Annotated in this window: 25 protein-coding genes; 16 read left to right on the top strand and 9 right to left on the bottom strand. The window is 61.4% G+C overall.

Annotated elements, in window-relative coordinates; genetic code table 11:
• Positions 1-26 precede the first annotated feature (26 nt).
• The 3 genes from ctaD to ACMGGN_RS21840 are packed head-to-tail and all read left to right on the top strand — an operon-like array spanning position 27 to position 3,097.
• Positions 27-1,616 (top strand): cytochrome c oxidase subunit I, encoded by a 1,590-nt coding sequence (gene ctaD, locus ACMGGN_RS21850; RefSeq protein ID WP_012312075.1) that lies wholly within the window; start codon positions 27-29, stop codon positions 1,614-1,616.
• A 10-nt stretch (positions 1,617-1,626) separates the two neighbouring features.
• Entirely contained in the window at positions 1,627-2,193 is a 567-nt protein-coding gene (locus ACMGGN_RS21845; RefSeq protein ID WP_046786827.1) for a cytochrome c oxidase assembly protein, read from the top strand.
• Positions 2,194-2,209: 16 nt separating this feature from the next.
• Positions 2,210-3,097: a cytochrome c oxidase subunit 3 gene (locus ACMGGN_RS21840; RefSeq protein ID WP_046786828.1), complete on the top strand. Its 888-nt coding sequence runs from the start codon at positions 2,210-2,212 to the stop codon at positions 3,095-3,097.
• Between the two features lie 149 nt (positions 3,098-3,246).
• Here ACMGGN_RS21840 and ACMGGN_RS21835 read toward each other — a convergent pair whose 3' ends face one another.
• Positions 3,247-3,450, bottom strand: a complete 204-nt coding sequence (locus ACMGGN_RS21835) for a twin transmembrane helix small protein (protein WP_414156294.1) — start codon at positions 3,448-3,450, stop codon at positions 3,247-3,249.
• A 51-nt stretch (positions 3,451-3,501) separates the two neighbouring features.
• Between ACMGGN_RS21835 and ACMGGN_RS21830 the strand changes: the two genes are divergently transcribed.
• The 5 genes from ACMGGN_RS21830 to ACMGGN_RS21810 are packed head-to-tail and all read left to right on the top strand — an operon-like array spanning position 3,502 to position 7,383.
• Entirely contained in the window at positions 3,502-4,242 is a 741-nt protein-coding gene (locus ACMGGN_RS21830) for an SURF1 family protein (protein WP_042111038.1), read from the top strand.
• Complete coding sequence (locus ACMGGN_RS21825; RefSeq protein WP_115273256.1) at positions 4,208-4,792, top strand: hypothetical protein; 585 nt, start codon at positions 4,208-4,210, stop codon at positions 4,790-4,792. The genes ACMGGN_RS21830 and ACMGGN_RS21825 overlap by 35 nt, the downstream gene beginning before the upstream one ends.
• A gap of 10 nt (positions 4,793-4,802) precedes the next feature.
• On the top strand, positions 4,803-5,876 hold the full coding sequence (locus ACMGGN_RS21820) for a COX15/CtaA family protein (protein ID WP_115273257.1): 1,074 nt from the start codon (positions 4,803-4,805) through the stop codon (positions 5,874-5,876).
• Entirely contained in the window at positions 5,861-6,754 is an 894-nt protein-coding gene (cyoE, locus tag ACMGGN_RS21815) for a heme o synthase (protein ID WP_115273258.1), read from the top strand. The genes ACMGGN_RS21820 and cyoE overlap by 16 nt, the downstream gene beginning before the upstream one ends.
• Positions 6,751-7,383, top strand: a complete 633-nt coding sequence (locus ACMGGN_RS21810) for an SCO family protein (RefSeq protein ID WP_115273259.1) — start codon at positions 6,751-6,753, stop codon at positions 7,381-7,383. Before cyoE ends, ACMGGN_RS21810 begins: the two co-directional genes overlap by 4 nt.
• 97 nt (positions 7,384-7,480) lie before the next feature.
• Here the strand turns inward: ACMGGN_RS21810 and ACMGGN_RS21805 are convergent, their stop codons facing one another.
• The 5 genes from ACMGGN_RS21805 to aspA form a co-directional block, all read right to left on the bottom strand.
• Entirely contained in the window at positions 7,481-8,584 is a 1,104-nt protein-coding gene (locus tag ACMGGN_RS21805; protein WP_115273260.1) for a polyamine ABC transporter substrate-binding protein, read from the bottom strand.
• Positions 8,584-9,627 carry a histone deacetylase family protein gene (locus tag ACMGGN_RS21800; RefSeq protein WP_046786833.1) on the bottom strand — a complete coding sequence of 348 codons (1,044 nt, stop codon included), beginning with the start codon at positions 9,625-9,627 and terminating at the stop codon, positions 8,584-8,586. Before ACMGGN_RS21800 ends, ACMGGN_RS21805 begins: the two co-directional genes overlap by 1 nt.
• 111 nt (positions 9,628-9,738) lie before the next feature.
• The gene (locus tag ACMGGN_RS21795; RefSeq protein WP_115273261.1) at positions 9,739-10,731 is read right to left on the bottom strand and encodes an AraC family transcriptional regulator; all 993 of its coding nucleotides are present in this window, start codon (positions 10,729-10,731) and stop codon (positions 9,739-9,741) included.
• A 289-nt stretch (positions 10,732-11,020) separates the two neighbouring features.
• On the bottom strand, positions 11,021-11,839 hold the full coding sequence (locus ACMGGN_RS21790; RefSeq protein ID WP_174141085.1) for a hypothetical protein: 819 nt from the start codon (positions 11,837-11,839) through the stop codon (positions 11,021-11,023).
• 429 nt (positions 11,840-12,268) lie between these two features.
• A complete protein-coding gene (gene aspA, locus ACMGGN_RS21785) occupies positions 12,269-13,693 on the bottom strand; it encodes an aspartate ammonia-lyase (RefSeq protein WP_042111854.1) in 1,425 nt (474 codons plus the stop codon).
• 182 nt (positions 13,694-13,875) lie between these two features.
• Between aspA and ACMGGN_RS21780 the strand changes: the two genes are divergently transcribed.
• Positions 13,876-14,793: a LysR substrate-binding domain-containing protein gene (locus tag ACMGGN_RS21780; RefSeq protein ID WP_182445235.1), complete on the top strand. Its 918-nt coding sequence runs from the start codon at positions 13,876-13,878 to the stop codon at positions 14,791-14,793.
• Here the strand turns inward: ACMGGN_RS21780 and ACMGGN_RS21775 are convergent.
• Positions 14,785-15,405 carry a hypothetical protein gene (locus ACMGGN_RS21775; RefSeq protein ID WP_115273263.1) on the bottom strand — a complete coding sequence of 207 codons (621 nt, stop codon included), beginning with the start codon at positions 15,403-15,405 and terminating at the stop codon, positions 14,785-14,787. The genes ACMGGN_RS21780 and ACMGGN_RS21775 overlap by 9 nt on opposite strands.
• 271 nt (positions 15,406-15,676) lie before the next feature.
• On the opposite strand from ACMGGN_RS21775, the gene purE reads away from it, so the two are divergent.
• The 4 genes from purE to ACMGGN_RS21755 all read left to right on the top strand — a co-directional run bounded on the left by purE (position 15,677) and on the right by ACMGGN_RS21755 (position 18,197).
• On the top strand, positions 15,677-16,168 hold the full coding sequence (gene purE, locus ACMGGN_RS21770) for a 5-(carboxyamino)imidazole ribonucleotide mutase (RefSeq protein WP_003253304.1): 492 nt from the start codon (positions 15,677-15,679) through the stop codon (positions 16,166-16,168).
• Positions 16,169-16,178: 10 nt separating this feature from the next.
• Positions 16,179-17,261: a 5-(carboxyamino)imidazole ribonucleotide synthase gene (locus ACMGGN_RS21765; RefSeq protein ID WP_046786838.1), complete on the top strand. Its 1,083-nt coding sequence runs from the start codon at positions 16,179-16,181 to the stop codon at positions 17,259-17,261.
• 108 nt (positions 17,262-17,369) lie between these two features.
• Positions 17,370-17,615, top strand: a complete 246-nt coding sequence (locus ACMGGN_RS21760; RefSeq protein ID WP_046786839.1) for a GlsB/YeaQ/YmgE family stress response membrane protein — start codon at positions 17,370-17,372, stop codon at positions 17,613-17,615.
• Between the two features lie 48 nt (positions 17,616-17,663).
• Positions 17,664-18,197: a DUF3299 domain-containing protein gene (locus tag ACMGGN_RS21755; RefSeq protein ID WP_414156293.1), complete on the top strand. Its 534-nt coding sequence runs from the start codon at positions 17,664-17,666 to the stop codon at positions 18,195-18,197.
• Between the two features lie 82 nt (positions 18,198-18,279).
• Here the strand turns inward: ACMGGN_RS21755 and ACMGGN_RS21750 are convergent, their stop codons facing one another.
• Entirely contained in the window at positions 18,280-19,176 is an 897-nt protein-coding gene (locus ACMGGN_RS21750; RefSeq protein ID WP_115273264.1) for a D-hexose-6-phosphate mutarotase, read from the bottom strand.
• Between the two features lie 71 nt (positions 19,177-19,247).
• The gene (locus tag ACMGGN_RS21745; protein WP_003253317.1) at positions 19,248-19,646 is read right to left on the bottom strand and encodes an acyl-CoA thioesterase; all 399 of its coding nucleotides are present in this window, start codon (positions 19,644-19,646) and stop codon (positions 19,248-19,250) included.
• Between the two features lie 357 nt (positions 19,647-20,003).
• On the opposite strand from ACMGGN_RS21745, the gene ACMGGN_RS21740 reads away from it, so the two are divergent.
• From ACMGGN_RS21740 to ACMGGN_RS21730, 3 genes are all read left to right on the top strand, one after another.
• Positions 20,004-21,293, top strand: a complete 1,290-nt coding sequence (locus ACMGGN_RS21740; protein WP_119688037.1) for an MFS transporter — start codon at positions 20,004-20,006, stop codon at positions 21,291-21,293.
• Between the two features lie 165 nt (positions 21,294-21,458).
• The gene (locus ACMGGN_RS21735; RefSeq protein ID WP_012312096.1) at positions 21,459-22,457 is read left to right on the top strand and encodes a phosphate ABC transporter substrate-binding protein PstS; all 999 of its coding nucleotides are present in this window, start codon (positions 21,459-21,461) and stop codon (positions 22,455-22,457) included.
• Positions 22,458-22,595: 138 nt separating this feature from the next.
• Positions 22,596-24,884 (top strand): phosphate ABC transporter permease, encoded by a 2,289-nt coding sequence (locus ACMGGN_RS21730; RefSeq protein ID WP_414156292.1) that lies wholly within the window; start codon positions 22,596-22,598, stop codon positions 24,882-24,884.
• The last annotated feature ends 11 nt before the right edge of the window (positions 24,885-24,895 follow it).

The following is a 24,895-nucleotide window of genomic DNA, read 5'->3' as shown; positions in this document are numbered from 1 at the left end:
AGTCAGTGGGCTGCAGGAGACAGGACATGAGTGCAGTGATCGACGACCACGCCCACGGCCATGAGCATGCCCACGGCCCGGCAAAGGGCTTGATGCGCTGGGTGCTGACCACCAACCACAAGGATATCGGCACGATGTACCTGTGGTTCAGCTTCATCATGTTCCTTCTTGGCGGCTCGTTCGCCATGGTGATACGCGCCGAACTGTTCCAGCCCGGGCTGCAGATCGTCGAGCCGGCATTTTTCAACCAGATGACCACCATGCACGGCCTGATCATGGTGTTCGGCGCAGTGATGCCGGCCTTCGTCGGCTTGGCCAACTGGATGATCCCGCTGATGATCGGCGCGCCGGACATGGCCCTGCCGCGGATGAACAACTTCAGTTTCTGGCTGCTGCCGGCAGCGTTTCTGATGCTGGTATCGACCCTGTTCAGCCCTGGTGGCGGGCCGAACTTTGGCTGGACCTTCTACGCCCCGCTATCGACCACCTATGCCCCCGCCAGCGTGACCTTCTTCATCTTTGCCATCCACTTGATGGGTATCAGTTCGATCATGGGGGCCATCAACGTCATCGCCACCATTCTCAACCTGCGCGCACCGGGCATGACCCTGATGAAAATGCCGCTGTTCGTCTGGACCTGGCTGATCACGGCCTTCCTGCTGATCGCGGTGATGCCGGTGCTGGCCGGTGTGGTGACCATGATGCTGATGGATATCCACTTTGGCACCAGCTTCTTCAGTGCCGCCGGTGGCGGTGACCCGGTGCTGTTCCAGCATGTGTTCTGGTTCTTCGGCCACCCAGAGGTGTACATCATGATCCTGCCGGCCTTCGGCGCGGTCAGCTCGATCATCCCGGCGTTCTCGCGCAAGCCGCTGTTCGGCTACACCTCGATGGTTTATGCCACGGGTGCGATCGCCTTCCTGTCGTTCATCGTCTGGGCGCACCACATGTTCGTGGTCGGCATCCCGGTGGTGGGTGAGTTGTTCTTCATGTACGCGACCATGCTCATTGCCGTGCCCACCGGGGTGAAGGTGTTCAACTGGGTCAGCACCATGTGGGAAGGCTCGCTGACCTTCGAGACGCCGATGCTGTTCGCCATCGCCTTCGTCATATTGTTCACCATCGGTGGGTTCTCCGGGCTGATGCTGGCCATCGCGCCGGCAGACTTCCAGTACCACGACACCTACTTCGTGGTGGCGCACTTCCATTACGTGCTGGTGCCTGGGGCGATCTTCGGCATCTTCGCCTCGGCCTATTACTGGCTGCCGAAGTGGACCGGCCACATGTACGACGAAACCCTCGGCAAGCTGCATTTCTGGCTGTCGTTCATTGGCATGAACCTGGCTTTCTTCCCTATGCACTTCGTTGGCTTGGCCGGCATGCCGCGGCGCATTCCTGACTACAACCTGCAGTTCGCCGACTTCAACATGGTGTCATCGGTCGGTGCGTTCATGTTTGGTGCCACGCAGATCTTCTTCCTGTTCATCGTCATCAAGTGCATTCGCGGCGGCGCGCCGGCCCCGGCCAAACCCTGGGATGGTGCAGAGGGCCTTGAGTGGTCGGTCCCTTCGCCGGCGCCGTATCACACCTTCCAGACGCCACCGGATGTGAAATAGGTAACCGCCCATGACCGGCCAACCGCTCAAACGTCTGGTGCTGCGCCTGCTGATGCTGACGGTGGTGATGTTCGCCTTCGGCTTTGCCCTGGTGCCGATCTACGATGTCATGTGCAGGGCCTTCGGCATCAATGGCAAGACCGGCGGGCAGTATGAGGGTAGCCAGGTCAGCGATCCGACGCGTTCGGTGCGGGTGCAGTTCATGTCGACCAATGCCGGTGACATGGTCTGGGACTTCTATGCCACTGCCGACCAGCTCGCGGTCAACCCGGGGGCCGTCAACCAGATGATCTTCGTGGCTCACAACACCACTGACCGGCCGATGAGCGCCCAGGCCGTACCCAGTATCACACCGGCCGAGGCCGCGGCGTATTTCCACAAGACCGAGTGCTTCTGCTTTACCCAGCAGGTGCTGCAGCCCGGCGAACGTATCGAGATGCCTGTGCGCTTCATCGTCGACCGGGACCTGCCGGCCAGCGTGAAGCACCTGACACTGGCCTACACCTTGTTCGACATCACCGCTCGTCACCCGCCGGTCGCGCATGTCGCGCCCCAGGACGTTCAGGGCGCCCGTTAAGGGAAGGAGAACAGCAATGGCAAGTCATGACCACTACTACGTCCCTGCGCAGAGCAAGTGGCCGATCATTGCCACCATCGGCATGTTCGTCACGGTGTACGGCCTTGGCACGTGGTTCAACGACCTCAAGGCTGGCCACCCCGACTCCCATGGGCCGCTGATTTTCTTCGTCGGTGCGCTGCTGCTGGCCTACATGCTGTTCGGCTGGTTCGGGGCGGTGGTTAAGGAAAGCCACGCCGGGCTGTATAGCGCGCAGCTGGACCGCTCGTTCCGCTGGGGCATGAGCTGGTTCATCTTCTCCGAGGTGATGTTCTTCCTGGCCTTCTTTGGCGCGTTGTTCTACGTGCGGGTACTGGCCGGGCCATGGCTCGGTGGTGAAGGCGACAAGGGGGTCGCACACATGCTGTGGCCCAGTTTCGAATTCACCTGGCCCCTGCTCAATACCCCGGACCCCAAGCTGTTCCCGCCGGCCAAGGACGTCATCGACCCTTGGCACCTGCCTTTGATCAACACCATTTTGCTGGTCAGTTCGAGCGTGACCATCACCATCGCCCACCATGCACTGCGACGTGACCACCGTGGGGCGCTGAAGCTGTGGATGGCAATCACCATCCTGCTGGGGTTGAGCTTCATCGCGCTGCAGGCCTACGAATACTTCGAGGCCTACACCAAGTTGGGCCTGACGCTGGGCTCGGGGATCTACGGCGCAACCTTCTTCATGCTCACAGGCTTCCACGGTGCCCACGTTACCTTGGGCACGATCATTTTGATCGTCATGTTCGTGCGCATCCTGCGTGGGCACTTCAACCCGGACAAACACTTCGGCTTCGAGGCGGCAAGCTGGTATTGGCACTTCGTCGATGTGGTGTGGGTCGGTTTGTTCATCTTTGTATATGTGTTGTGAAGGGCGACGCAGCCCTTGTAGGAGCGGCCTTGTGTCGCGAAAGGGCCGCAGCGCGGACCCTGGATGTCGGCTCAAACGCATAAAGTGCCGGGGCTGCTCTGCAGCCCTTTCGCGACACAAGGCCGCTCCTACAAGTGGCGCAGAGAGGCTCAGAAAGGAGCGTGGGAGACCAGCTGGCCACTGATGAGGCCATAAGCAACCAAGGCGATGGTCAGGCAGGTCAAGGTGACACGCACGGTCAGTGCCTTGAGCAGGCGGGTCGAGTTTTCATCGTCCTTGACCAGAAACACCAGGCCGCTGAACAGGCTGGCAATGGTGGCCAACAGCATCATGACGATCGCGGCCTTGAGCATGGCGTTTCTCCGGGGGGATGCGGTGATGTGGATAAGTATAGCGAGGCGCCCGTGAGGCCGTTTCGCCCGGGCTGGGTACCCACCCTGGTAGTGCTTGCGCTGCTGCCGGGGTTGATTGCCCTTGGCTGCTGGCAATTGGGCCGAGCCGACGAAAAGCGCGCATTGCTGGCCAACCATGCCGAGCGCAGCGTCGACGCGCCGCTTTCCGCGGCCCAGTTGCAGTTGAGCAACGATACCGCCTTCCGCCGTGTGCACCTCTACGGCCGCTTCGATGCCGAGCACAGCGTGCTGCTGGACAATCGCATGCGCGACGGCCAGGCAGGCGTCGAGTTGCTGCAGCCCTTTCTCGACCAGCCCAGCGGCTTGTGGCTGTTGGTCAACCGTGGGTGGTTGCCCTGGCCCGACCGCCGCGTACCGGTGCCCTTCGACACCCCTGCGCAGGCTCTGGCCCTGGATGCCTCGGTATACGTAGCACCCGGCAGCACCTTTCAACTACACCCCGACCCCGTTGGGGGCCAGTGGCCGCACCTGCTGACGGCCGTGAACCCTGCACAACTGTGGCAACAGCTCCAGCGCGAAGGATTTGCCCATGAGCTGCGCCTGCAGCCCGGCCCGGCGGCTTACCGCCTGGACTGGCCAGTGGTGGCCATGGGGCCGGAGAAACACTTGGGCTATGCCGTGCAGTGGTTCGCCCTGGCCACCGCACTGGTGCTGCTCTACCTCTACTTTGGCTGGCACAACAAAAAGGAAAACCGCAATGGCCGCCACCACCACTCCACTGGACATGCCTGAACGTCGCAAACCCAGAGCCCGCGGGCGTTTGCAGCTGATTCTGATTCTGCTGGTGGTGCTCGGCCCGATGATCCTGGCCACCAGCATGTACAAGCTCAAGTTCTGGGTGCCGGATGGCCGAAGCTATCACGGGACGATGATCGGCAATGGCCAGAGCCGCAGCGATATCGGCATCGCTGGCGAGGACGCACGTTGGCAACTGCTGGTCAGCGCCCCAGAAAGCTGTGCCGAAGACTGCCAGCGCCTGGTTTACCTGGCGCGGCAGATCCAGATTGGCCTTGGCCGGGACGCCAGCCGTGCCAGCCATGCCCTGGCCGCTGCCCAACCGTTGAGTGCCGGCTACCAGGCCTTGCTGGGGCGCGAGTACCCACAGCTGCAGCGTTATCCACTCGATACACAGCGCTACCTTCAGAAGGTAGGAGACCCCGCGCCGCAGCTGTGGATCGTCGACCCGCACGGCAACCTGGTGCTGCGCTATGACGGCAAGGTCAGCGGCAAGCATGTACTGGATGACCTGCGCCACCTGCTCAAGCTGTCCAACATCGGCTAGGAGCCCTGCCATGGCCAGACCCGGATTCCGCCTCGCTGTGTTCGCCACCCTGCTGGCACTGCTGGTCGTACTGCTCGGTGCGTATACCCGTCTGACCCATGCTGGCCTGGGCTGCCCAGACTGGCCTGGCTGCTATGGCTTCATCAGCGTGCCGAAAACCGACGCGCAGCTGGCCCATGCCGAGCTGCACTTCCCCGAGCACCCGGTGGAGGTCGCCAAGGGCTGGGCCGAGATGGTCCATCGTTACTTTGCCGGCACGCTCGCCTTGGTGATTGCCTTGCTCGCCTTCCAGGCCGTGCGCCGGCATTCGCGCGACGGCCAGCCCTACCGCCTGCCGGTGCTGTTGCTAGGCGTTGTACTGGCCCAGGCGGCATTCGGCATGTGGACAGTGACCCTCAAGCTGTGGCCGCAGGTCGTCACCGCACACCTGCTGGGTGGCTTCACTACCCTGGCCTTGTTGTTCCTGCTGGCGCTGCGCCTGTCACGGGCCTTTGCACCGTTGCCTAAATTACCGCTGAGCTTGCGGCGGATTGCTGCCTTGGCGCTGCTGGTGGTGATCGGCCAGATTGCCTTGGGCGGCTGGGTCAGTTCCAACTATGCGGCCGTTGCCTGCACAGACTTGCCGACCTGCCATGGCCAGTGGTGGCCGGCAGCGGACTTCAGCAACGGTTTCCACCTGACCCAGCACGTCGGCCCCAACTACCTGGGCGGGCAACTGGACAGCGATGCGCGCACGGCCATCCACATCAGCCACCGCCTGGGCGCGCTGCTGGTCACTGGTGTGCTGCTGATGCTCAGCTGGAAGCTGCACCGCTGTGGCTTGCCTGGGTTGGGGCGCCTGGTACTGCTGGTGCTGGCGCTGCAGGTAGGCCTGGGCATCAGCAATGTGCTGCTGCACCTGCCTCTGGCGGTGGCTGTGGCGCATAACGCAGGCGGCGCCCTGTTGCTGCTGAGCATGGTGCTGGTCAACTACCGTATCCGCGTCGTCGACAAGGTGCGCGTGGGCCAGGGCTGGCGCCTGACGCCGGTGACAGGCGTGGGCGCGGCCCATCACTTGAGGAACGACTCGTGGCGACGCTTCTAACTGCGCAGCGTGCAGGCTGGCGCGACTATCTGGAGCTGACCAAGCCCAAGGTGGTGGTGCTGATGCTGATCACCTCGCTGGTGGGCATGTTCCTGGCGACCCGTGCCGGGGTACCTTGGAGCGTGCTGTTGTTCGGCAACCTGGGGATTGCCCTGTGCGCCGGGGGCGCTGCGGCGGTCAACCATGTGCTGGACCGGCGCATCGATGCGCTGATGGCCCGCACCCACAAGCGGCCGCTGGCCCAAGGGCGGGTCGCGCCACTGCCGGCGCTGCTGTTCGCCCTCGCCCTGGCGCTGCTGGGCATGGCCCTGTTGCTGGTGTTCACCAACGCCCTCGCCGCCTGGCTGACGCTTGCCTCCCTGCTCGGCTATGCGGTGCTCTACACCGGCTTTCTCAAGCGTGCGACGCCGCAGAACATCGTTATCGGTGGCCTTGCAGGCGCGGCCCCGCCGCTGCTTGGCTGGGTGGCAGTAAGTGGCCAAGTCAGTGCCGAGCCCTTGTTGCTGGTGCTGATCATCTTCGCCTGGACGCCGCCGCACTTCTGGGCCCTGGCCATTCACCGCAAGGAGGAGTATGCCAAGGCCGATATCCCGATGCTGCCGGTAACCCACGGCGAGCGCTACACCAAGCTGCACATCCTGCTCTATACCCTGATACTGCTGGCGGTGACCCTGCTGCCCTACGCCATCCACATGAGCGGCCCGTTGTACCTGGCCTGCGCCCTCGCCCTTGGCCTGCGCTTCCTGCAATGGGCCTGGGTGTTGTACCGTGGCAGCCGGCCGCACGCGGCGATCGGCACCTTCAAGTACTCTATCGGCTACCTGTTCGCGCTGTTCATTGCGTTGCTTGTTGACCACTACCTGTTGCTGAACCTATGACCCGAACCCAGAAAACCGTCTTCATCCTCGTTGCCCTGGTCGCGTTGATCATGGGCCTGACCGTCAACAAGGTGCTAAATGGCAGTGACCAGCCAAACCCCACCGAGCTGATCGATGCCGGCATCATCCTCTTGCCGCAGAGCCGCACAGTTGCCGACGTGACCATGACCAACCAGGACGGCCAGCCGGTGCAGCTCGACGATCTCAAGGGCAAGTGGTCGCTGCTGTTCTTTGGCTATACCTATTGCCCGGATATCTGCCCCACCACCCTGGCCCAGTTGCGCCAGGTGAAGAGCGAGCTGCCCAAGGAAGCGGTCGACCGGCTGCAGGTGGTACTGGTGAGTGTCGATCCGAACCGCGACACGCCGAACCAGCTCAAGCAGTACCTGGGTTATTTCGACAAGGATTTCGTCGGGGTGGTGGGGTCGATCGAGGATACCCAGAAGCTGGCCAATGCCTTGAGCATTCCGTTCATTCCGGCGGATACCAGCAAGCCCGGATATACCGTGGATCACAGCGGTAACCTGGCGATTGTCGGGCCGGATGGACGTCAGCGTGGGTTCATACGCGCGCCGTTCAACAACCAGAAGCTGGTGGCGCAGTTGCCGGGCCTTGTGAAGCGGGATTGAGATTGCTGGCCTGCTTTGCAGGCCATCGCGACACAAGGCCGCTCAACAAGGAACCGCGCTCTTCTGCAGGAGCGCGCGGTCCTGTTGCAAGACGGTATCAAGTCCCGGACTTGATCCTGGTCCAGGCCCGCGTCCTCGCCCGCTCTGCCTCACGCGTCAAAGGCTTGAGCGTATACAGCTTGGCCATCGCCTCCGCCGTTGGATACAGGTTGGGGTTGTTGCGGATCGCTGGGCTGACCTGGTCCGTCGCATCCTTGTTCGGGTTCGGGTACCCGACAAAGTCGCTGATCGGCGCAATCACCTCTGGGCGCAGCAGGTAGTTGATGAACGTATGCGCATCCTCCGGGTTGGCAGCGCCCTTCGGAATCGCCAGCATGTCGAACCAGATCGGCGCGCCCTCCTTGGGCAAACGCATGTCCACCACCACACCGTTTTTCGCATCCCGGGCGCGGTTTGCTGCCTGGGAGAAGCTGCCGGAATAACCAACGGCAACGCAGATGTCACCGTTGGCGATATCCGCCATGTACTTGGAAGAGTGGAAGTAGGTGATGTAGGGGCGGATCTTCTGCAGCAGAGCCTCGGCTTGCTTGTAGTCATCCGGCTTGCTGCTGTTGGGGTCCAGCCCCAGGTATTGCAACGCCAGCGGCAGGATCTCTGATGGCGAGTCGAGCAGCGCTACGCCGCACTGCTTGAGCTTGGCGATGTTCTCTTCCTTGAAGAGCAGGTCCCAGCTGTCCACGGGGGCCTTGTCGCCCAGTACCGCCTTGACCTTGTCCGGGTTGAAGCCGATCAGCACCGTGCCGTACATGTAGGGCACGGCGAACTTGTTGCCTGGGTCGTTGGCCTCGATGAGCTTCATCAGTGCCGGGTCCAGGTGTTGCCAGTTCGGCAGCTTGCTGCGGTCCAGTGGCTGGAACACCCCCGCCTCGATCTGCTTGGCGAGAAAGACGTTGGACGGTACTACCACGTCGTAGCCGGAGTTGCCTGTTAGCAGCTTCGCTTCCAGGGCTTCGTTGGTGTCGAAGATGTCGTAGACCAGCTTGACGCCGCTGTCCTTCTGGAAGCCGGTCAAGGTTTGCGGGGTGATGTAATCGAACCAGTTGTAGACGCGCAAGGTGCGCTGTTCGGCTTGTGCCTGGACGGCGCCGGTGAACAGGGTGGCAGCTATGAGTGGGGCGAGCAGGCGCTTGAGTCGGGCCATTATCGGGCTCCTGGCTGGGCGAGCTGGAAGCCTTCCAGCACATTGACCGCGTTGATACCGATTTCTTCCACTGCGTAGCCGCCTTCCATCACGAACAAGGTCGGCTTGCCGAGCTGGGCGATGCGTTTGCCCATCTCCAGATAGTCCGGGCTGTCCAGCTTGAACTGGGAGATAGGGTCATCCTTGAAGGTGTCCACGCCCAGAGAGATGACCAAAACGTCGGCATCGTAATCGGCGATGCGCCGGCAGGCGTCTTCCAGCGCGGCGCTCCAGGCTGCCCAGTCGCTGCCGGCAGGCAGCGGGTAATTGATGTTGCAGCCTTCGCCCGCGCCTGCGCCGGTTTCGTCCGCGTAGCCCAGGAAGAACGGGAACTCGTCTTGCGGGTCGCCGTGGATCGAGGCGAAGAACACGTCATCGCGCTGGTAGAAGATGTCCTGGGTGCCATTGCCATGGTGGTAATCGACGTCAAGGATAGCCACCTTGGCCCTGCCTTGGTCGAGGAAGGCCTGGGCAGCAATCGCGGCGTTGTTCAGGTAGCAGTAACCTCCCATGACCTCGGCGGCGGCGTGATGCCCTGGTGGGCGGCACAGGGCGAAGGCCGCATGGGCGCCTTGCTCGATTGCAGCTTGGGCGGTGAGGGCAACCTGTGCTGCGCTGTAGGCGGCCTGCCAGGTGCCTGCGGTGATGGGCGCGCCGGCATCGAAACTGTAGTAGCCCAACTCGCCATGCAGGCCGGTGGGTTTGACTTGGCGCAAGGTGCGTGCCGGCCAGGTGAAGGGCAACAAGTCGCCCTCCTGACCCAGCGCCGCCCAACGTGCCCAGGCACCTTCGAAGAAGTCGAGATAGTCTGCGCTGTGGATGCGCTGCAGTGGTGCACGGCCAAAATCGGTCGGGGCCTGGACATCACCGAGGTTGCGCTTTTTCACCTGCTCGAGCACATGGTCAGCACGCGAAGGCATTTCGAAGCAGGGCATCAGCTTGCCGTCGATCAGCTCGCAGCGGCCGTGGTGCAGGCGGTGGTCATCGGAATAGATCGTCAGCATTGTTGTTCTCCGGTAGTACTGGCGTTGGCCCATTTTCACGGGCTGCCGGGCGCGGGAGAACGACGCAAACGGCCAAAAGGGGATCGATGTGGCCAAGCTCGCCGGCCTTGATCAACCTCGGAAATGGCTGGGCGCCACACCGCTCCAACGCTGGAAGGCATGCCGGAAGCTTGCCGTCTCACTGAACCCCAAGCGCTCGGCAATTCGGTAGATCGGCATCTGCCCCTCGGCCAGCAGCTGCTTGGCTCGCTCGAATCGCAGCTCATCGAGCAGCTGTTGATAACTGCTGCCCAGCGCCTGTAAGTGCCGGCGCAAGGTACGAGATGAGCAGTTCATCTGCCGCGCCAAGCCTTCCAGGCCGGGGGCAGCGTCCAGTTGCTGCAGCAGTAATTGGCGTATCCGCCCCAGCCAGGCCTGGCGCCCGGTGAATTCAAGGTTCAGGCGCCGGCAGCGCTCGCTCATGGCTTTGTGGGTGATCGGGTCGGCCAGGGGCAGTGGGGCGTCCAGCCAGCGCCGCTCGAAAGCAAAAGCGTTGTCCGGCGCGTCGAACCCGAGCGGGCACGGGAAAGCATCGGTATAGCGGGCGTGATAGTCGGGCCGAGCATGTTCGAAACGCGCGCCGAGCAGCGGCAGCGGGCGGCCCAGCAGGTCGTCACAGATGACTTTGAGCGAGACCAGGCAGAACTCGGCATTGAAAGCGGCCAGCGCCGGGAGGTCGCGGTATTCATCGGCGCTAAGCCAGATGCGCTGGCCATCGTCTATCAGGCGTAAGCGAAAGACTGTTCCCAGCAGTGCCGGATACTGCAAAGCAAGGCGCAAGGCGTCACCCAAAGTGGCACTGGAGAGCAGGGCGTAACCCAGCATGCCGTAGCACGACACATGCATGCGTCTGCCCAGCTCCAGGCCAATGTCTTCACGCCGTGCCACGGCGTTGGCGCATACCTGCAGCTCTTGCTGGGTGGTGATGCGGGCATCGGCATGGCCAAGGTCTGCCGGGCCTATACCGCTGCCAGCCAGCAGCGCCGTTGCCTCGCACCCCTGTTCCTGAAACAGGTTGAGGATCAGCGAAACCGCGTTGAGGGTGGTCAGGTGGCTGTGCAGCATGCTCGCTATTCCCGGGACAGGTATGAATAGATGAGCAATTTGCATGCCGTTATCGCAATCGGCGTTGACTCGCGGAAGGTACAATGCCCGTGGCGATCATTAAAGCCACCGGCCAGGAGCCCAGTGTGACTGCGCTACGCACTTGGCTCCCGCCGAGGGGCTTAAGGATGCAGCCAGAAAGGCTTGGTTACATTGGCGCGACGTCCCGGCATTGCCTGGCCAAGCGTCATCCGCTTTGGTTTGCCGGCGATCGGGTTCACCTGGAAAGCAACGATAATCATCTTGGCGCTTAGACGGCACTCGAAATGACGACGGCCAACATATCCGCCAACGTATCTGTCCAGAAATTTGCTGTGTCGAATTTACCGGCGCCTCCATAACTCGTCATTCCGTTTCCGCTGCGGTAGAGGGTGCAAACAACAACTTCATCATCTGCTATCGAGTTTTCATCGTAGGTTTTTGACCTATTCAGCGAGCGACCTTGATCCGCGTTCTTGATGGGCCAGGGTATCCCGTGGTCTGGCATGGAACTTCCCCGCATCCACATAATACGGTCGTTTTCTTCTTTTGCCGCTTTCATTTTTGCAGCTTGACTATCAATCGTATCCCATTTTGGCTTGGCTATCCGCTCCAGGAAAACGTCCTGCCCTCTCAATGATTTGATAACTGGCGCTAAAACTTCATTGATGGTGTCAGCCTGGTTTATATAGAACTCTAGTGGCAAAAGCATGTAACTGCTGTCATAAATATTTGCAGGGATGGTGTTGCTTTTCACGATCACCACCATGCGTAGTTTTCTGATTTTTTCTCCTAATTCGACTACGGATCCAGGAAAAAGCTTATGGGCGAGGACTGGCAGAACGAAGGTATCACCTTGCCTTTTTGCTTCCCCGCTATTCCAGGTGCCCATCAGCAGGGTGGTATCAGAGGGATCATAAATGAAGTTTTTATCGAGTAGCCCCTCGTAGCTGGAAGCATTGCCTAAACTATAGTCGCCCAGGCGATGTTCAGGGGAGTGCGGACTGGCGGGGTCTTCAATAACATAAGGATGAGTTTCAAAGCCTGTCCGAGGAGCCTTTACGATGCGAGTGATTTTATAGTTTTTCATGACACGTCTCTTTGAGGAGTTGGTAGTCCGAATGCTAATTTCACTCAATGGCTGCGGCAACTGGTAAAAATGATAGTTTTGACAGGTAAACAAGGGCAGTGGCGCTAAGCTAATTTGAGGCCCTTATTCGAAACGACATTCAGATATAAAAGGTGGTGGGCTTCCGGAAAGAGATTTCTCACCCCCAAGAGAAAGAACCTGCTGTTCCGCTTGTCTTAGGCAGGCGCAGTCATCGCTTCACAATCCCAAGCGGTGGTGGGGCTTTGGTTTGCTCGCACGAATATCACCCATCAATCCGGCGTCCTTGTTTGCGTCTTTCCCGGATTGCGTGAAGAACAAAAAAAGGGCCCGGAGCGTGCGCTCGGGCCCTTGAAAGGTCGAGAGGTGTCTAGTCCCTCAAACCTGGTGAGACTGTTTGCAGCAGCCGGGTTACGCCTTCAGCGGAACCAGACGTGGAGCGATCATGTTTTCCGGGCGCAGGATGTCGTTGAGCATCACTTCGTCCAGCAGCTGTTCTTCGCGCACCAGTTCCAGCACACCACGGCCGGTTTCCAGGGCTACGCGGGCGATACGGGTGGCGTTTTCGTAGCCGATGTAGGGGTTCAGGGCGGTGACCAGGCCGATCGAGTGCTCGACCAGTTCACGGCAGCGCTGTTCGTTGGCAGTGATGCCGACGATGCAGTGCTCGCGCAGCATGTCCATGGCACGCTGGAGCAGGCGGATCGAGTCGAAGATCTTGTAGGCGATCAGCGGCTCCATCACGTTCAGCTGCAGCTGGCCACCTTCGGCGGCGACGGTCAGGGCCAGGTCGTTGCCCATGATGGCGAAGGCAACCTGGTTGACGGCTTCCGGGATGACCGGGTTGACCTTGCCTGGCATGATCGAGCTGCCTGGCTGGCGCGCTGGCAGGTTGATCTCGTTGATGCCGGTGCGTGGGCCGCTGGACAGCAGGCGCAGGTCGTTGCAGATCTTCGACAGCTTGACCGCAGTACGCTTGAGCATGCCGGAGAACAGCACGAAGGCGCCCATGTCGGAGGTGGCTTCGATCAGGTCGGCAGCCGGTACCAGCGGCTGGCCGCTGATGGTCGCCAGGCGCTGTACGGCCAGGGCCTGGTAGCCAGGGTCGGCGTTGATGCCGGTGCCGATGGCGGTACCGCCCAGGTTGATTTCGGTCAGCAGTTCCGGGGCCAGCGAGCGCAGGCGCTGCAGGTCTTCGGTCATGGTGGTGGCGAAGGCGCGGAATTCCTGGCCCAGGGTCATCGGCACGGCGTCCTGCAGCTGGGTGCGGCCCATCTTCAGTACGTGGTCGAACTCTTTACCTTTGGCAGCGAAGGCCTGGATCAGGCTGTCGAGGCTGGCCAGCAGCGCGTCGTGGCCCAGCAGCAGGCCCAGACGGATGGCGGTCGGGTAAGCGTCGTTGGTCGACTGCGCCATGTTCACGTCGTTGTTCGGGTGCAGGTACTGGTACTCACCCTTCTGGTGGCCCATGGCCTCCAGTGCGACGTTGGCGATGACTTCGTTGGCGTTCATGTTGGTGGAAGTACCAGCGCCACCTTGAATCATGTCCACAACGAACTGGTCGTGGAAGTCACCGCGGATCAGGCGGGCGCAGGCCTCGCTGATGGCGGCGTGCTTGGCATCGCTCAGGTGCCCCAGCTCGCGGTTGGCGTCGGCAGCGGCCTGCTTGACCATGGCAAGTGCCACGACCAGCTTCGGGTAGTGCGACAGCGGAACACCGGAGAGATGGAAGTTGTTGGCAGCGCGCAGAGTCTGGATGCCGTAGTAGGCATCGGCAGGGACTTCAAGGGTACCAAGCAGATCTTTTTCGACGCGGAACGATGCAGCGGAGGACATGATGGATATCATCTCGATTTTGACCCGGCACATGCCGGAATGGCGCCAATCCTAGGCCTTAAGGGGATTTTGCGGCCAATGCTGTTGCACGCTAACCTATGCACAAACGGCATAGTGTTTGATGTGACGCCAATTGACATTCGAGCGTGTTCCATTTTGGTGCATGCCGGGAGATTCGCTTAGTGAACCTAGAAAGCAAATGGCTGGAAGACTTCAGTGCGCTGGCCGCCACCCGTAGTTTTTCCCAGGCGGCGGAGCGCCGTTTCGTCACCCAGCCGGCGTTCAGCCGACGTATTCGTAGCCTGGAGGCGGCGCTTGGCCTGACGCTGGTGAATCGTTCCCGCACGCCCGTCGAGCTGACGGCGGCTGGTCAACTTTTTCTGGTTACGGCGCGCACAGTTGTCGACCAGTTGAGCGAAGTTCTACGCCATTTGCATCATCTTGAAGGTGGCCAGGGCGAGGTGATCCAGGTGGCGGCGGCGCACTCGCTGGCATCAGGCTTTTTCCCTCGCTGGGTTGCACAACTGCGTAACGATGGTTTGAACATCGCCACACGGCTGGTAGCCACCAACGTCGGTGATGCTGTGCATGCCTTGCGCGAAGGCGGCTGCGATTTGATGCTGGCTTTCTATGACCCGGATGCGGCGCTGCAGATGGACGCCGAAATTTTCCCGTCGCTGCACATGGGGACCACCGAAATGCTTCCCGTCTGCGCCGTGGGGGCCGATGGAAAGCCGATGTTCGACCTTGAGGGCGATGCCAGCGTACCGTTGCTTGCTTACAGTGCCGGCGCCTTCCTTGGCCGCTCCGTGAGCCTGCTGCTGCGCCAGCGTAATTTGCGTTACACCACGGTCTATGAAACAGCCATGGCTGACAGTTTGAAGAGCATGGCGTTGGAAGGCATGGGCGTTGCCTGGGTGCCCCGGCTTTCAATGCGTGGCGAACTGGAGCGTGGCGAGTTGGCCATCTGCGGAGGGGCCCAGTGGCATGTGCCACTGGAAATCCGCTTGTATCGCTGTGCATTGGTGCGCAAGGCCAACGTGCGCCTGCTCTGGCGCAAGCTCGAGTCCGCTGGTGCTCAAGGTGAAGGCTCAGTGTGAGTTGTACTTGAGGTAGTCGGCGATGTTCGCCCGGTTCTTGTCGCTGTACCGGTAGCAGTTCGATCGGGCCGGAATTCGGGGGTGTGTGTAGGTTTCGCACACCCATCCGTTGAACTTCAGTTCGGCGTCTTCATGCGTGGCGGAAAGCAGATGGCCGATTTCATGGGCGGCGCTGCTGTAAGCGGCCAATGAGGCGATGGCGGTGTTCTGTTTGAAGTACGCCAGGCCCGCATTGTAGTTAAGCCCGCTGTGGTCATAGCTGTTGCGCGTCATCAGCAGGTGCTTGTTCATGAACGAGAAGGGGTGGTTCGAGGTCAGTTCAAGCACTCCTTGGGTGAACGCCTCAAGAATCTGACTCGATGGCACGCCTTGATAATCAATATCGGTGATGCCGGGCACGTTGCGTCGCAAGATCAGTTCCGTGGGGTGGGAGGTGAAACTGCGCATCTCATCGAGCCAGTGCTGAAAGTAATCGTTGTGCAATTGCTCGTCGCTGATGCTGGCCAGTTCGTCGTGAAGGTAAACGGTCACAACCAGCGACTTGGCCGCTACTGCGCAAGGCAGCTGCAGGGACAGCAGGAGGCTGAAAAAGAACGTGAGGGTCTTGGGCATGGCGATTCTCCAAGGAGATTGAAATTGGCGGGCGCAATCGTCACCACCCGGAATGCCTTTCGGCAGTGGGAAAAAGTTGTCCCACGAGACAGCTTGCCCTTTGATCCGACATGTGCTTGTAGGGGTGGGCGGGCCGACTTGAAATACGCTACAATCCCGCGCCTTCGGCCGACCCGGTCGATTCAGAATCCGTATGACAAGCCACGCCGGTCCACCTGCGTGGCTTGTTGCTTTTAGCGCGCCAGAAGGCGCTTGCAGGAGAGGCTCGACGATGAGTGCACTGGTTGGCGTGATCATGGGCTCCAAGTCCGATTGGTCCACCCTTAGCCACACCGCCGATATGCTGGAAAAACTCGGCATTCCCTACGAAGTGAAGGTGGTTTCCGCCCACCGCACCCCGGATCTGCTGTTCCAGTACGCTGAAGAAGCCGAAGGGCGTGGCATCGAGGTGATCATCGCCGGCGCTGGTGGCGCTGCGCACCTGCCTGGCATGTGCGCCGCCAAGACCCACCTGCCGGTGCTGGGTGTGCCGGTACAGTCGTCGATGTTGTCGGGTGTCGACTCGCTGCTGTCGATCGTGCAGATGCCTGCCGGCGTACCGGTTGCCACCCTGGCCATCGGCCGTGCCGGCGCGGTCAACGCCGCGCTGCTGTCGGCGAGCATCCTTGGTGCCAAATACCCGCAGTATCACGCGGCGCTCAAGCAGTTCCGCACCGAGCAGACCGACACTGTGCTGGACAATCCAGACCCACGTCAGGCTTGAGGCTGAACCCATGAAGATCGGTGTTATCGGTGGCGGCCAGCTGGGCCGCATGCTGGCTCTGGCGGGCACCCCGCTGGGCATGAACTTCGCCTTCCTCGACCCGGCGCCGGACGCCTGCGCGGCGCCACTTGGCGAGCACCTGCGTGCCGACTACGGCGACCAGGACCACCTGCGCCAGCTGGCAGACGAAGTCGACCTGGTGACCTTCGAGTTCGAAAGCGTCCCGGCCGAGACCGTCGCCTTCCTCTCGCAGTTCGTCCCGGTGTACCCGAGCGCCGAAGCGCTGCGTATCGCCCGCGACCGCCTGTTCGAGAAGAGCATGTTCCGCGACCTGGGCATTCCAACCCCGGCCTTCGCCGACATCCTCTCGCAGGCCGACCTTGATGCGGCGGTGGCCAGCATCGGCCTGCCGGCCGTGCTCAAGACCCGGACCCTGGGTTACGACGGCAAGGGCCAGAAGGTTCTGCGCACCCCTGAAGATGTGGTGGGTACCTTTGCCGAGCTGGGCAGCGTGCCGTGCCTGCTGGAAGGCTTCGTGCCGTTCACCGGCGAAGTATCCCTGGTGGCCGTGCGAGCACGCGATGGCGAAACCCGCTTCTACCCGTTGGTGCACAACACCCACGAGAGCGGCATCCTGCGCCTGTCCGTGGCAAGCCAGGCGCACCCTCTGCAGGGCCTGGCCGAAGATTATGTCGGCCGTGTGCTCAAGCAGCTGGACTATGTGGGTGTGATGGCCTTCGAGTTCTTTGAAGTCGACGGTGGCCTCAAGGCCAACGAGATCGCGCCGCGTGTGCACAACTCCGGGCACTGGACCATCGAAGGCGCCGAGTGCAGCCAGTTCGAAAACCACCTTCGCGCCGTTGCCGGCCTGCCGCTGGGTTCGACTGCCAAGGTTGGCGAGAGCGCCATGCTCAACTTCATCGGTGAAGTGCCGGCAGTGGACAAGGTCATCGCCATCGATGACTGCCACCTGCATCACTATGGCAAGGCCTTCAAGGCCGGGCGCAAGGTAGGCCACGCCACCTTGCGTTGCCAGGACATGGCCACCCTCGAGCGCAAGATTGCCGAAGTAGAGGCCCTGATCAGCAACTGATCGGGCATCTGATCGAACTTCTGCAAGCGGTTCGCCCTCTGAAATGGCAACAAGCCAAAGCGCTGTCTAGGCTTTGGCTTGCTCCATCTTCACTGCAGAGGGATTGCCATGGGTATCATTGGAACTATCTTCATCGGCCTCATCGTTGGTCTGCTGGCGCGCTTCATCAAGCCCGGCGACGACAGCATGGGCTGGATCATGACCATCCTGCTGGGTATTGCCGGCTCCTTGATCGCCACGTATGGCGGCCAGGCGCTGGGTATTTACCAGGCCGGGCAGGCAGCGGGCTTCTTCGGCGCGCTGGTGGGTGCCATCGTCCTTCTGGTGATCTACGGATTCATCAAGAAACGCTGAATACTGGTTAGAATGCCCGGCAATTCATCCGAGTTGCCGAGCATCTTCATGCGTGCGTTATTCCTCATCCCCATGCTCCTGGCCAGCTCCCTGGCCCATGCCGAACTGCCTGAAACCGACTGGCTCAAGCTGATGCCCAAGTCGGACCAGAAAGCCCTCGAGCAAATGCCCGAGATCGACCACAACTCGCCGGAGGCGATGGGTACCTTCACCGACAAGGGCGGCTTGAAGCAAAGCAAGGGCCTGCCGGCGGTGATGTACTCGACCAAGACCGTGGCCGCCATGAACGGCAAGGAAATTCGTCTCGGTGGTTACCCCGTGCCGCTTGAAAGCGATGCCAAGGGCAACAGCACGCTGTTCTTCCTGGTGCCGTACCCGGGCGCCTGCATCCATGTACCGCCGCCGCCACCCAACCAGCTGGTGCTGGTGCGCTATCCGAAGGGCTTGAAGATCGATGACATCTACACGCCGTTGTGGGTCAGCGGGACGTTGAAGGTGGAAAAGGTCAGCAACGACCTGGCCGATGCGGCGTATGCGCTGGAAGCCCGGAAGGTGAGGGTAGTGGAGGACGCTGACCTGTGAAGGGGCTGCTCCTGCAGGTATGCGCGATCTCCGAGCGGCCTTGTGTCGCGAAAGGACCGCACAGCGGTCCCAGGCAGTTGAATCAAAGCGCTACGCTGCCAATTGCCACTTGCAGGGAATGAACCGCCCCAGGCTTCAACTCCACCACATCGTCCCAGACATTCGCCGTCTCGATGCACAGCATCCGCTGCCAGCCATCATCGGCCATGTCAGGCAAATCCCGGGCTCTGTCGGTCCATGGGTTCCAGATCACCGCTGAACGTGAACCGCTGCTGGTCAGGGTAATGCGCCGGTTCCAGTGCGGGTCGACAATGCTCAGTTGTGCAGGCGTATTCAGGTAGATGCGATCGGTCTCACCGGTGAACGTCAGCGCACCCTGCTGCTGGCGCTGTTCCCAGTCAGCCAGGGTCTCGATGTAGCCCAGCCCGTCGACACCCTCGACGCGCGCCTGGCGCACATCGCTGACGGCAAAGTAGCTGTGCAGGGCCTGGCTGATGGTGACAGGGGTATTGCCCCTGTTACGGCTGGTGAGGGTCAGTTCAAGCGCATCACCCATGACGATCAGCAGCTTCAGCTCCACATCATGCGGCCACTCTGGCAGATCGCCCTGGGCCTTTGGCAGTTCGAATTCGATGCGCAGCGCGCCGGCTGCCTCTTCGATGCCCAACAGTTGCCAGTCACATGTGCGGGCCAACCCGTGGGCGGGAGCCTGCGTGCCACGGTACATGCCCTGAACGGATTCGGGGTTGCGCTGCAGGTTGCCGAACCACGGCCAGCACACCGGCACGCCTGCGCGCACCGACTTACCCTGACGGAACATGGCCTGGTCACTCAGCCACAGCAGCGGCGGCTCGCCAATGTGCTGGTAGCTGAGGATCTGTGCACCCTGCTGGGCGATCAGTAGTTCGGCACGGTCGCTGGTGATACGCCAGCAGTTGAGTTCGCCGTGTTGCTCGGTTACGACCTGGTAGGTAGCCATTGCGCTCGTCTCATTGATTGCCTGTGGGCCTTGGACCCGGTGCCTTGCAATGAGTTTACCGCTCGCGTGGCTTAGCGACGAGGCACCGAGCGGGTGCGGCCGCTGCCATCGATGGCGACGAAGACGAACACCGCTTCAGTCACCTTGCGCCATTCGCTGGACAGCGGGTCGTCGCTCCACACTTCGACCATCATCTGGATCGAGCTGCGGCCGATTTCCAGCGTCTGGGTATAGAACGACAGTTGTGCGCCCACGGCCACAGGCACCAGGAAGGCCATGCGGTCAATGGCCACTGTTGCCACCCGGCCGCCCGCGACGCGGCTCGCCATGGCAGTGCCTGCCAGGTCCATCTGGGCGACCAGCCAGCCGCCAAAGATGTCGCCAAAACCGTTGGTTTCGCGGGGCAACGCAGTGATTTGCAGGGCCAGGTCGCCTTGCGGGATAGGATCTTCTTGTTCGAGCTCAATCATGCGGTGGGGCCTCTGACCCGTGACGCTTTCGTTGGTGTGGCGCAAAGGCCGAGTAAACGATTCAGCTTGAAACATACTACGCCGATTTCGTTTCGCTGGACGGCCGTAGGGAAATTCTGCGAAACCGCCTGACTTAAAAGACCGGCGTTTTCGCACAACATCCCACTGTGGCGGCAACGTTTTCCTACGAACGGGCAGTATATATAGCCAAACGCTCAGCGACGACCGTGCAGTCATGAATATCTGTATGGATTTTGTATCGCTTTCAGCACGCCCCGGCAATTTGCTATCTTCGCCTGTCACCGCCAGAAGCCGCGTGCCAAGCGGCCTGCATGCCCTACAAGAGAAGAACAAGCAATGACCTCCGTGCCGAGCAGTATCGAGCAGCCCTCGCGGCCGCTGACCCGCAGTGACTACAAGACCCTCTCACTGTCCGCGCTAGGCGGAGCCCTTGAGTTCTACGACTTCATCATTTTCGTGTTTTTCGCCACGGTGGTCGGCAAGCTGTTCTTCCCGGCCGACATGCCCGAGTGGCTGCGTCTGATGCAGACCTTCGGCATTTTCGCCGCTGGCTACCTGGCCCGGCCGCTGGGCGGCATCATCATGGCCCACTTCGGCGACCTGCTTGGGCGCAAGAAGATGTTCACCCTGAGCATCTTCATGATGGCCCTGCCAACGCTGATCATGGGCTTGCTGCCGACCTATGCCCAGATCGGCATGTGGGCACCGATCCTGTTGCTGTTGATGCGCGTGATCCAGGGTGCGGCGATCGGGGGCGAAGTGCCTGGCGCCTGGGTGTTCGTGTCCGAGCATGTGCCAGCGCGTAATACCGGCTATGCCTGCGGCACCCTGACCGCCGGCCTGACCGCTGGCATCCTGCTTGGCTCGCTGGTGGCGACGCTGATCAACACGGCCTATAGCGTTGAAGAAGTCGCCGACTACGCCTGGCGTATCCCGTTCCTGCTTGGCGGTGTGTTCGGCCTGTTCTCGGTGTACCTGCGCCGCTGGCTGCACGAAACGCCGGTATTCGCCGAGATGCAGCAGCGCAAGGCGCTTGCCGAAGAGCTGCCGCTGCGGGCCGTGCTGCGTGATCACCGCGGGCCGATCATCCTGTCGATGCTGCTGACCTGGATGCTTTCTGCCGGCATCGTAGTGGTCATCCTGATGACACCGGCGTTGTTGCAGAGCATCTACCACATCAGCCCCACCGACTCGCTCAAGGCCAACAGCCTGGCGATCGTGCTGCTTAGCCTTGGCTGCATCGGCTCCGGCAGCCTGGCCGACCGCTTTGGTGCCGGCCGCGTCTTCGTGATCGGCAGCCTGCTGCTGCTGGTGACGTCCTGGACCTTCTACCACAGCCTGCCGACCCACCCGCAACTGCTGTTCCCGCTGTATGCCATCACCGGCCTGTGCGTAGGCGTGATCGGCGCGGTGCCCTATGTGATGGTCAAGGCGTTCCCGGCGGCGGTGCGCTTCAGCGGCCTGTCGTTCTCCTACAACGTGGCCTACGCCATTTTCGGCGGCTTGACGCCGATGGTGGTGACCGCGCTGCTCAAGGTCAGCCCGATGGCGCCTGCTTATTACGTAGCGGGCCTGTGCGCCGTCGGTCTGGTTGTCGGGCTGTATTTGCTGTCGAAAAAACGCTGATATCGCTCTAGCCCCCACGCTTGCAACATTTTGAAAGGCCATCCTGGGTATCCAGTGATGGCCTTTCATCCAATTGTCATATTGGAGTCATATCGTATTCATGCGGCCTGCAGATACTTGGGCCCGATCCATCCAACATCCCAATATTCCTGCTAGGAGCAAGGCATGAAACTGAAGCGTTTGATGGCGGCCCTCACCTTTGCCGCCGCTGGCGTTGCAACCGCCAACGCGGTAGCCGCCGTCGACCCTGCGATCCCGACCTACACCAAGACTACCGGTGTTTCGGGCAACCTCTCCAGCGTCGGTTCCGACACCCTCGCGAACCTCATGACTCTGTGGGCCGAGGCCTACAAGAAGGAATATCCGAACGTCAACATCCAGATCCAGGCTGCCGGCTCCTCCACCGCGCCACCCGCGCTGACCGAAGGCACCGCCAACCTTGGCCCGATGAGCCGCAAGATGAAGGACGTCGAGCTGCAGGCCTTCGAGCAGAAGTATGGCTACAAGCCGACCGCCATCCCGGTCGCCGTCGACGCCCTGGCCGTGTTCGTACACAAGGACAACCCGATCAAGGGCCTGACCATGGCTCAGGTCGACGCGATCTTCTCTTCCACTCGCCTGTGCGGCGCCAAGGCCGACGTCAAGACCTGGGGCGACCTGGGCGTGACCGGCGACCTGGCCAACAAGCCAGTTCAGCTGTTCGGCCGTAACTCGGTATCGGGTACCTACGGTTACTTCAAGGAAGAAGCCCTGTGCAAAGGCGACTTCAAGCCTAACGTCAACGAACAGCCCGGCTCGGCGTCGGTCGTGCAGTCGATCAGCTCCTCGTTGAACGGCATCGGCTACTCGGGCATCGGCTACAAGACTGCCAGCGTCAAGACCGTAGGTCTGGCCAAGAAGGAAGGCGGCGAGTTCATCGAAGACAACGAAGCCAATGCCCTGAACGGTACCTACCCGCTGTCGCGCTTCCTGTACGTCTACGTCAACAAGGCCCCGAACAAGCCTCTGGCCCCGCTGGAAGCCGAGTTCGTCAAGCTGGTGCTGTCGCAGGCTGGCCAGCAGGTCGTGGTGAAGGACGGCTACATTCCGCTGCCGGCCAAGGTGGTCGACAAGACCCTGGCTGACCTGGGCCTGTCCCACGCCGGTAACGTTGCAAAGAAGTAAGTAACTGAGGAAAAGGCCGGCACTGAAGCCGGTCTTTTCCACGAATTCTCGGTCCGAAGCCAGGGCTCCTGAGCGGCGGGCTTTTTTGCGTCAACGCACTGTCATGTTTTTGTCATACGGGACCGCTAGGGTGTGCGCATGAATGATCTGGCCAACTCCACCATGACCCAAAAATCCCCTCCCGAGCGGATTGATTTCAATACGCCCGAGTTGCAACGCAAGCGCCGCATGCGCGCGCTCAAGGACCGCCTGACCCGCTGGTATGTACTGGTGGGCGGGCTTGCCGTGCTGGCAGCCATCACGCTGATCTTCTTCTATCTGGCCTACGTGGTGCTGCCGCTGTTCCAGGGCGCCGAGCTGACCAGCAAGAAGGCCCTGGAGCCGACCTGGCTGCAGCAGGATGCCGGTAAGCCGCTGATGATCGCGCTCGAAGAGCAGAACCTGGTCGGCATGCGCGTCTCGGACAAGGGACAGGCACTGTTCTTCGATACCAAGACCGGTAACGAGCTCAACCGCGTCGACCTGCCACTGCCGGCAGGCACCCAGGTCAGCTCGATCAGCACCGACCAGCCGGGCAGCCCCCTGGTAGTGCTGGGCTTGTCCAATGGTCAGGCGCTGGTGTTCCACCACACCTACAAGATCACCTACCCGGACAACAAAAAGACCATCACCCCAGGCATCGACTACCCGTACGGCCCGGAGCCGTTCGTGTTGGATGAGCAGGGCCGCGCGCTGGAGCATGTCAGCGTCAACGTAAACGGCGATACTCTGATGCTGGCCGGTTCCACCGGTGCGCATCTGCAGGTGGTCGAGCTGACGCGCACCGAAAACCTGATGACCGAAGAGGTCACCACCGAGCAAAACCGCATCGAGCTGCCGCAAATGACCGAGGTGGTGAAGAACATCTTCATCGACCCGCGCCAGCAGTGGCTGTACGTGATCAACGGCCGAGCCACCGCGGATGTCTTCAGCCTGCGCGACAAGAGCCTCAATGGCCGCTACAAGCTGTCCGAGAGCGCTGACACCGAGATCACCGCCACCGCGCAACTGGTCGGCGGCATCTCGCTGATCATCGGTGACTCCAAAGGCGGCCTGGCCCAGTGGTTCATGGCCCGTGACCCGGATGGCGAATCGCGTTTCAAGCAGATCCGTACCTTCCAGATGGGCAAGACGCCGATCGTCCAGATCGACGCCGAAGAGCGCCGCAAGGGCTTCATCGCCCTGGACGCCGAAGGCAAGCTGGGCGTCTTCCACAGCACCGCGCACCGCACCCTGCTGGTCGAGCCTGCTGCCGAAGGCCCGGGTATCCTGGCCCTGTCGCCGCGTGCCAACCGTATCTTCATCGAAGAGGGCGGCAAGCTGCTGCCACTGAACCTGAAGAACCCGCACCCGGAAATTTCCTTCAGCGCACTGTGGGGCAAGGTCTGGTACGAGAACTACGACGAGCCCAAGTACGTCTGGCAGTCGACGGCTTCGAACACCGACTTCGAGCCTAAGCTGAGCCTGTCGCCCCTGACCTTCGGTACCCTCAAGGCCGCGTTCTACGCGATGATCCTGGCGGCTCCGCTGGCCATCGCTGCAGCAATCTACACCGCTTACTTCATGGCCCCGGGCATGCGCCGCAAGGTCAAGCCGGTGATCGAACTGATGGAAGCGATGCCGACGGTGATCCTCGGCTTCTTCGCTGGCCTGTTCCTCGCGCCGTACCTGGAAGGGCACCTGCCGGGTGTGTTCAGCCTGTTCCTGCTGATGCCGTTCGGCATCCTGCTGGCGGGCTTCACCTGGAGCCGCCTGCCTGAGTCGATTCGCCTGCGCGTGCCGGATGGTTGGGAAGCCGCCATCCTGATCCCGGTGATCCTGTTCACCGGCTGGTTCGCCCTGACCATGAGCCCGTACCTGGAAACCTGGTTCTTCGGCGGCGACATGCGCCTGTGGATCACCAATGACCTGGGTATCACCTACGACCAGCGCAACGCCCTGGTAGTGGGTATCGCCATGGGCTTTGCGGTCATCCCGAACATCTACTCGATCGCCGAAGACGCCGTGTTCAGCGTGCCGCGCAGCCTGACCCTGGGCTCCCTGGCCCTGGGTGCGACGCCGTGGCAGACCTTGACTCGTGTGGTCATCCTCACTGCCAGCCCGGGTATCTTCTCGGCGCTGATGATCGGCATGGGCCGAGCGGTGGGCGAGACCATGATCGTGCTCATGGCCACCGGCAACACCCCGGTGATGGAGATGAACCTGTTCGAAGGCATGCGTACCTTGGCCGCCAACGTGGCGGTGGAAATGCCCGAATCCGAAGTCGGCGGCAGCCATTACCGTGTGCTGTTCCTCGCCGCTCTCGTGCTGCTGATGTTCACCTTCATCATGAACACCTTGGCCGAGCTGATTCGCCAGCGTCTGCGCAAGAAATACTCGTCGCTTTGATAGAAAGGTAG

Origin of the sequence: Pseudomonas sp. BNK-30 (genome assembly GCF_047456185.1) — a bacterium.
GTDB lineage: Bacteria > Pseudomonadota > Gammaproteobacteria > Pseudomonadales > Pseudomonadaceae > Aquipseudomonas > Aquipseudomonas putida_E.
This window is presented reverse-complemented; position numbering and strand designations above follow the sequence as displayed.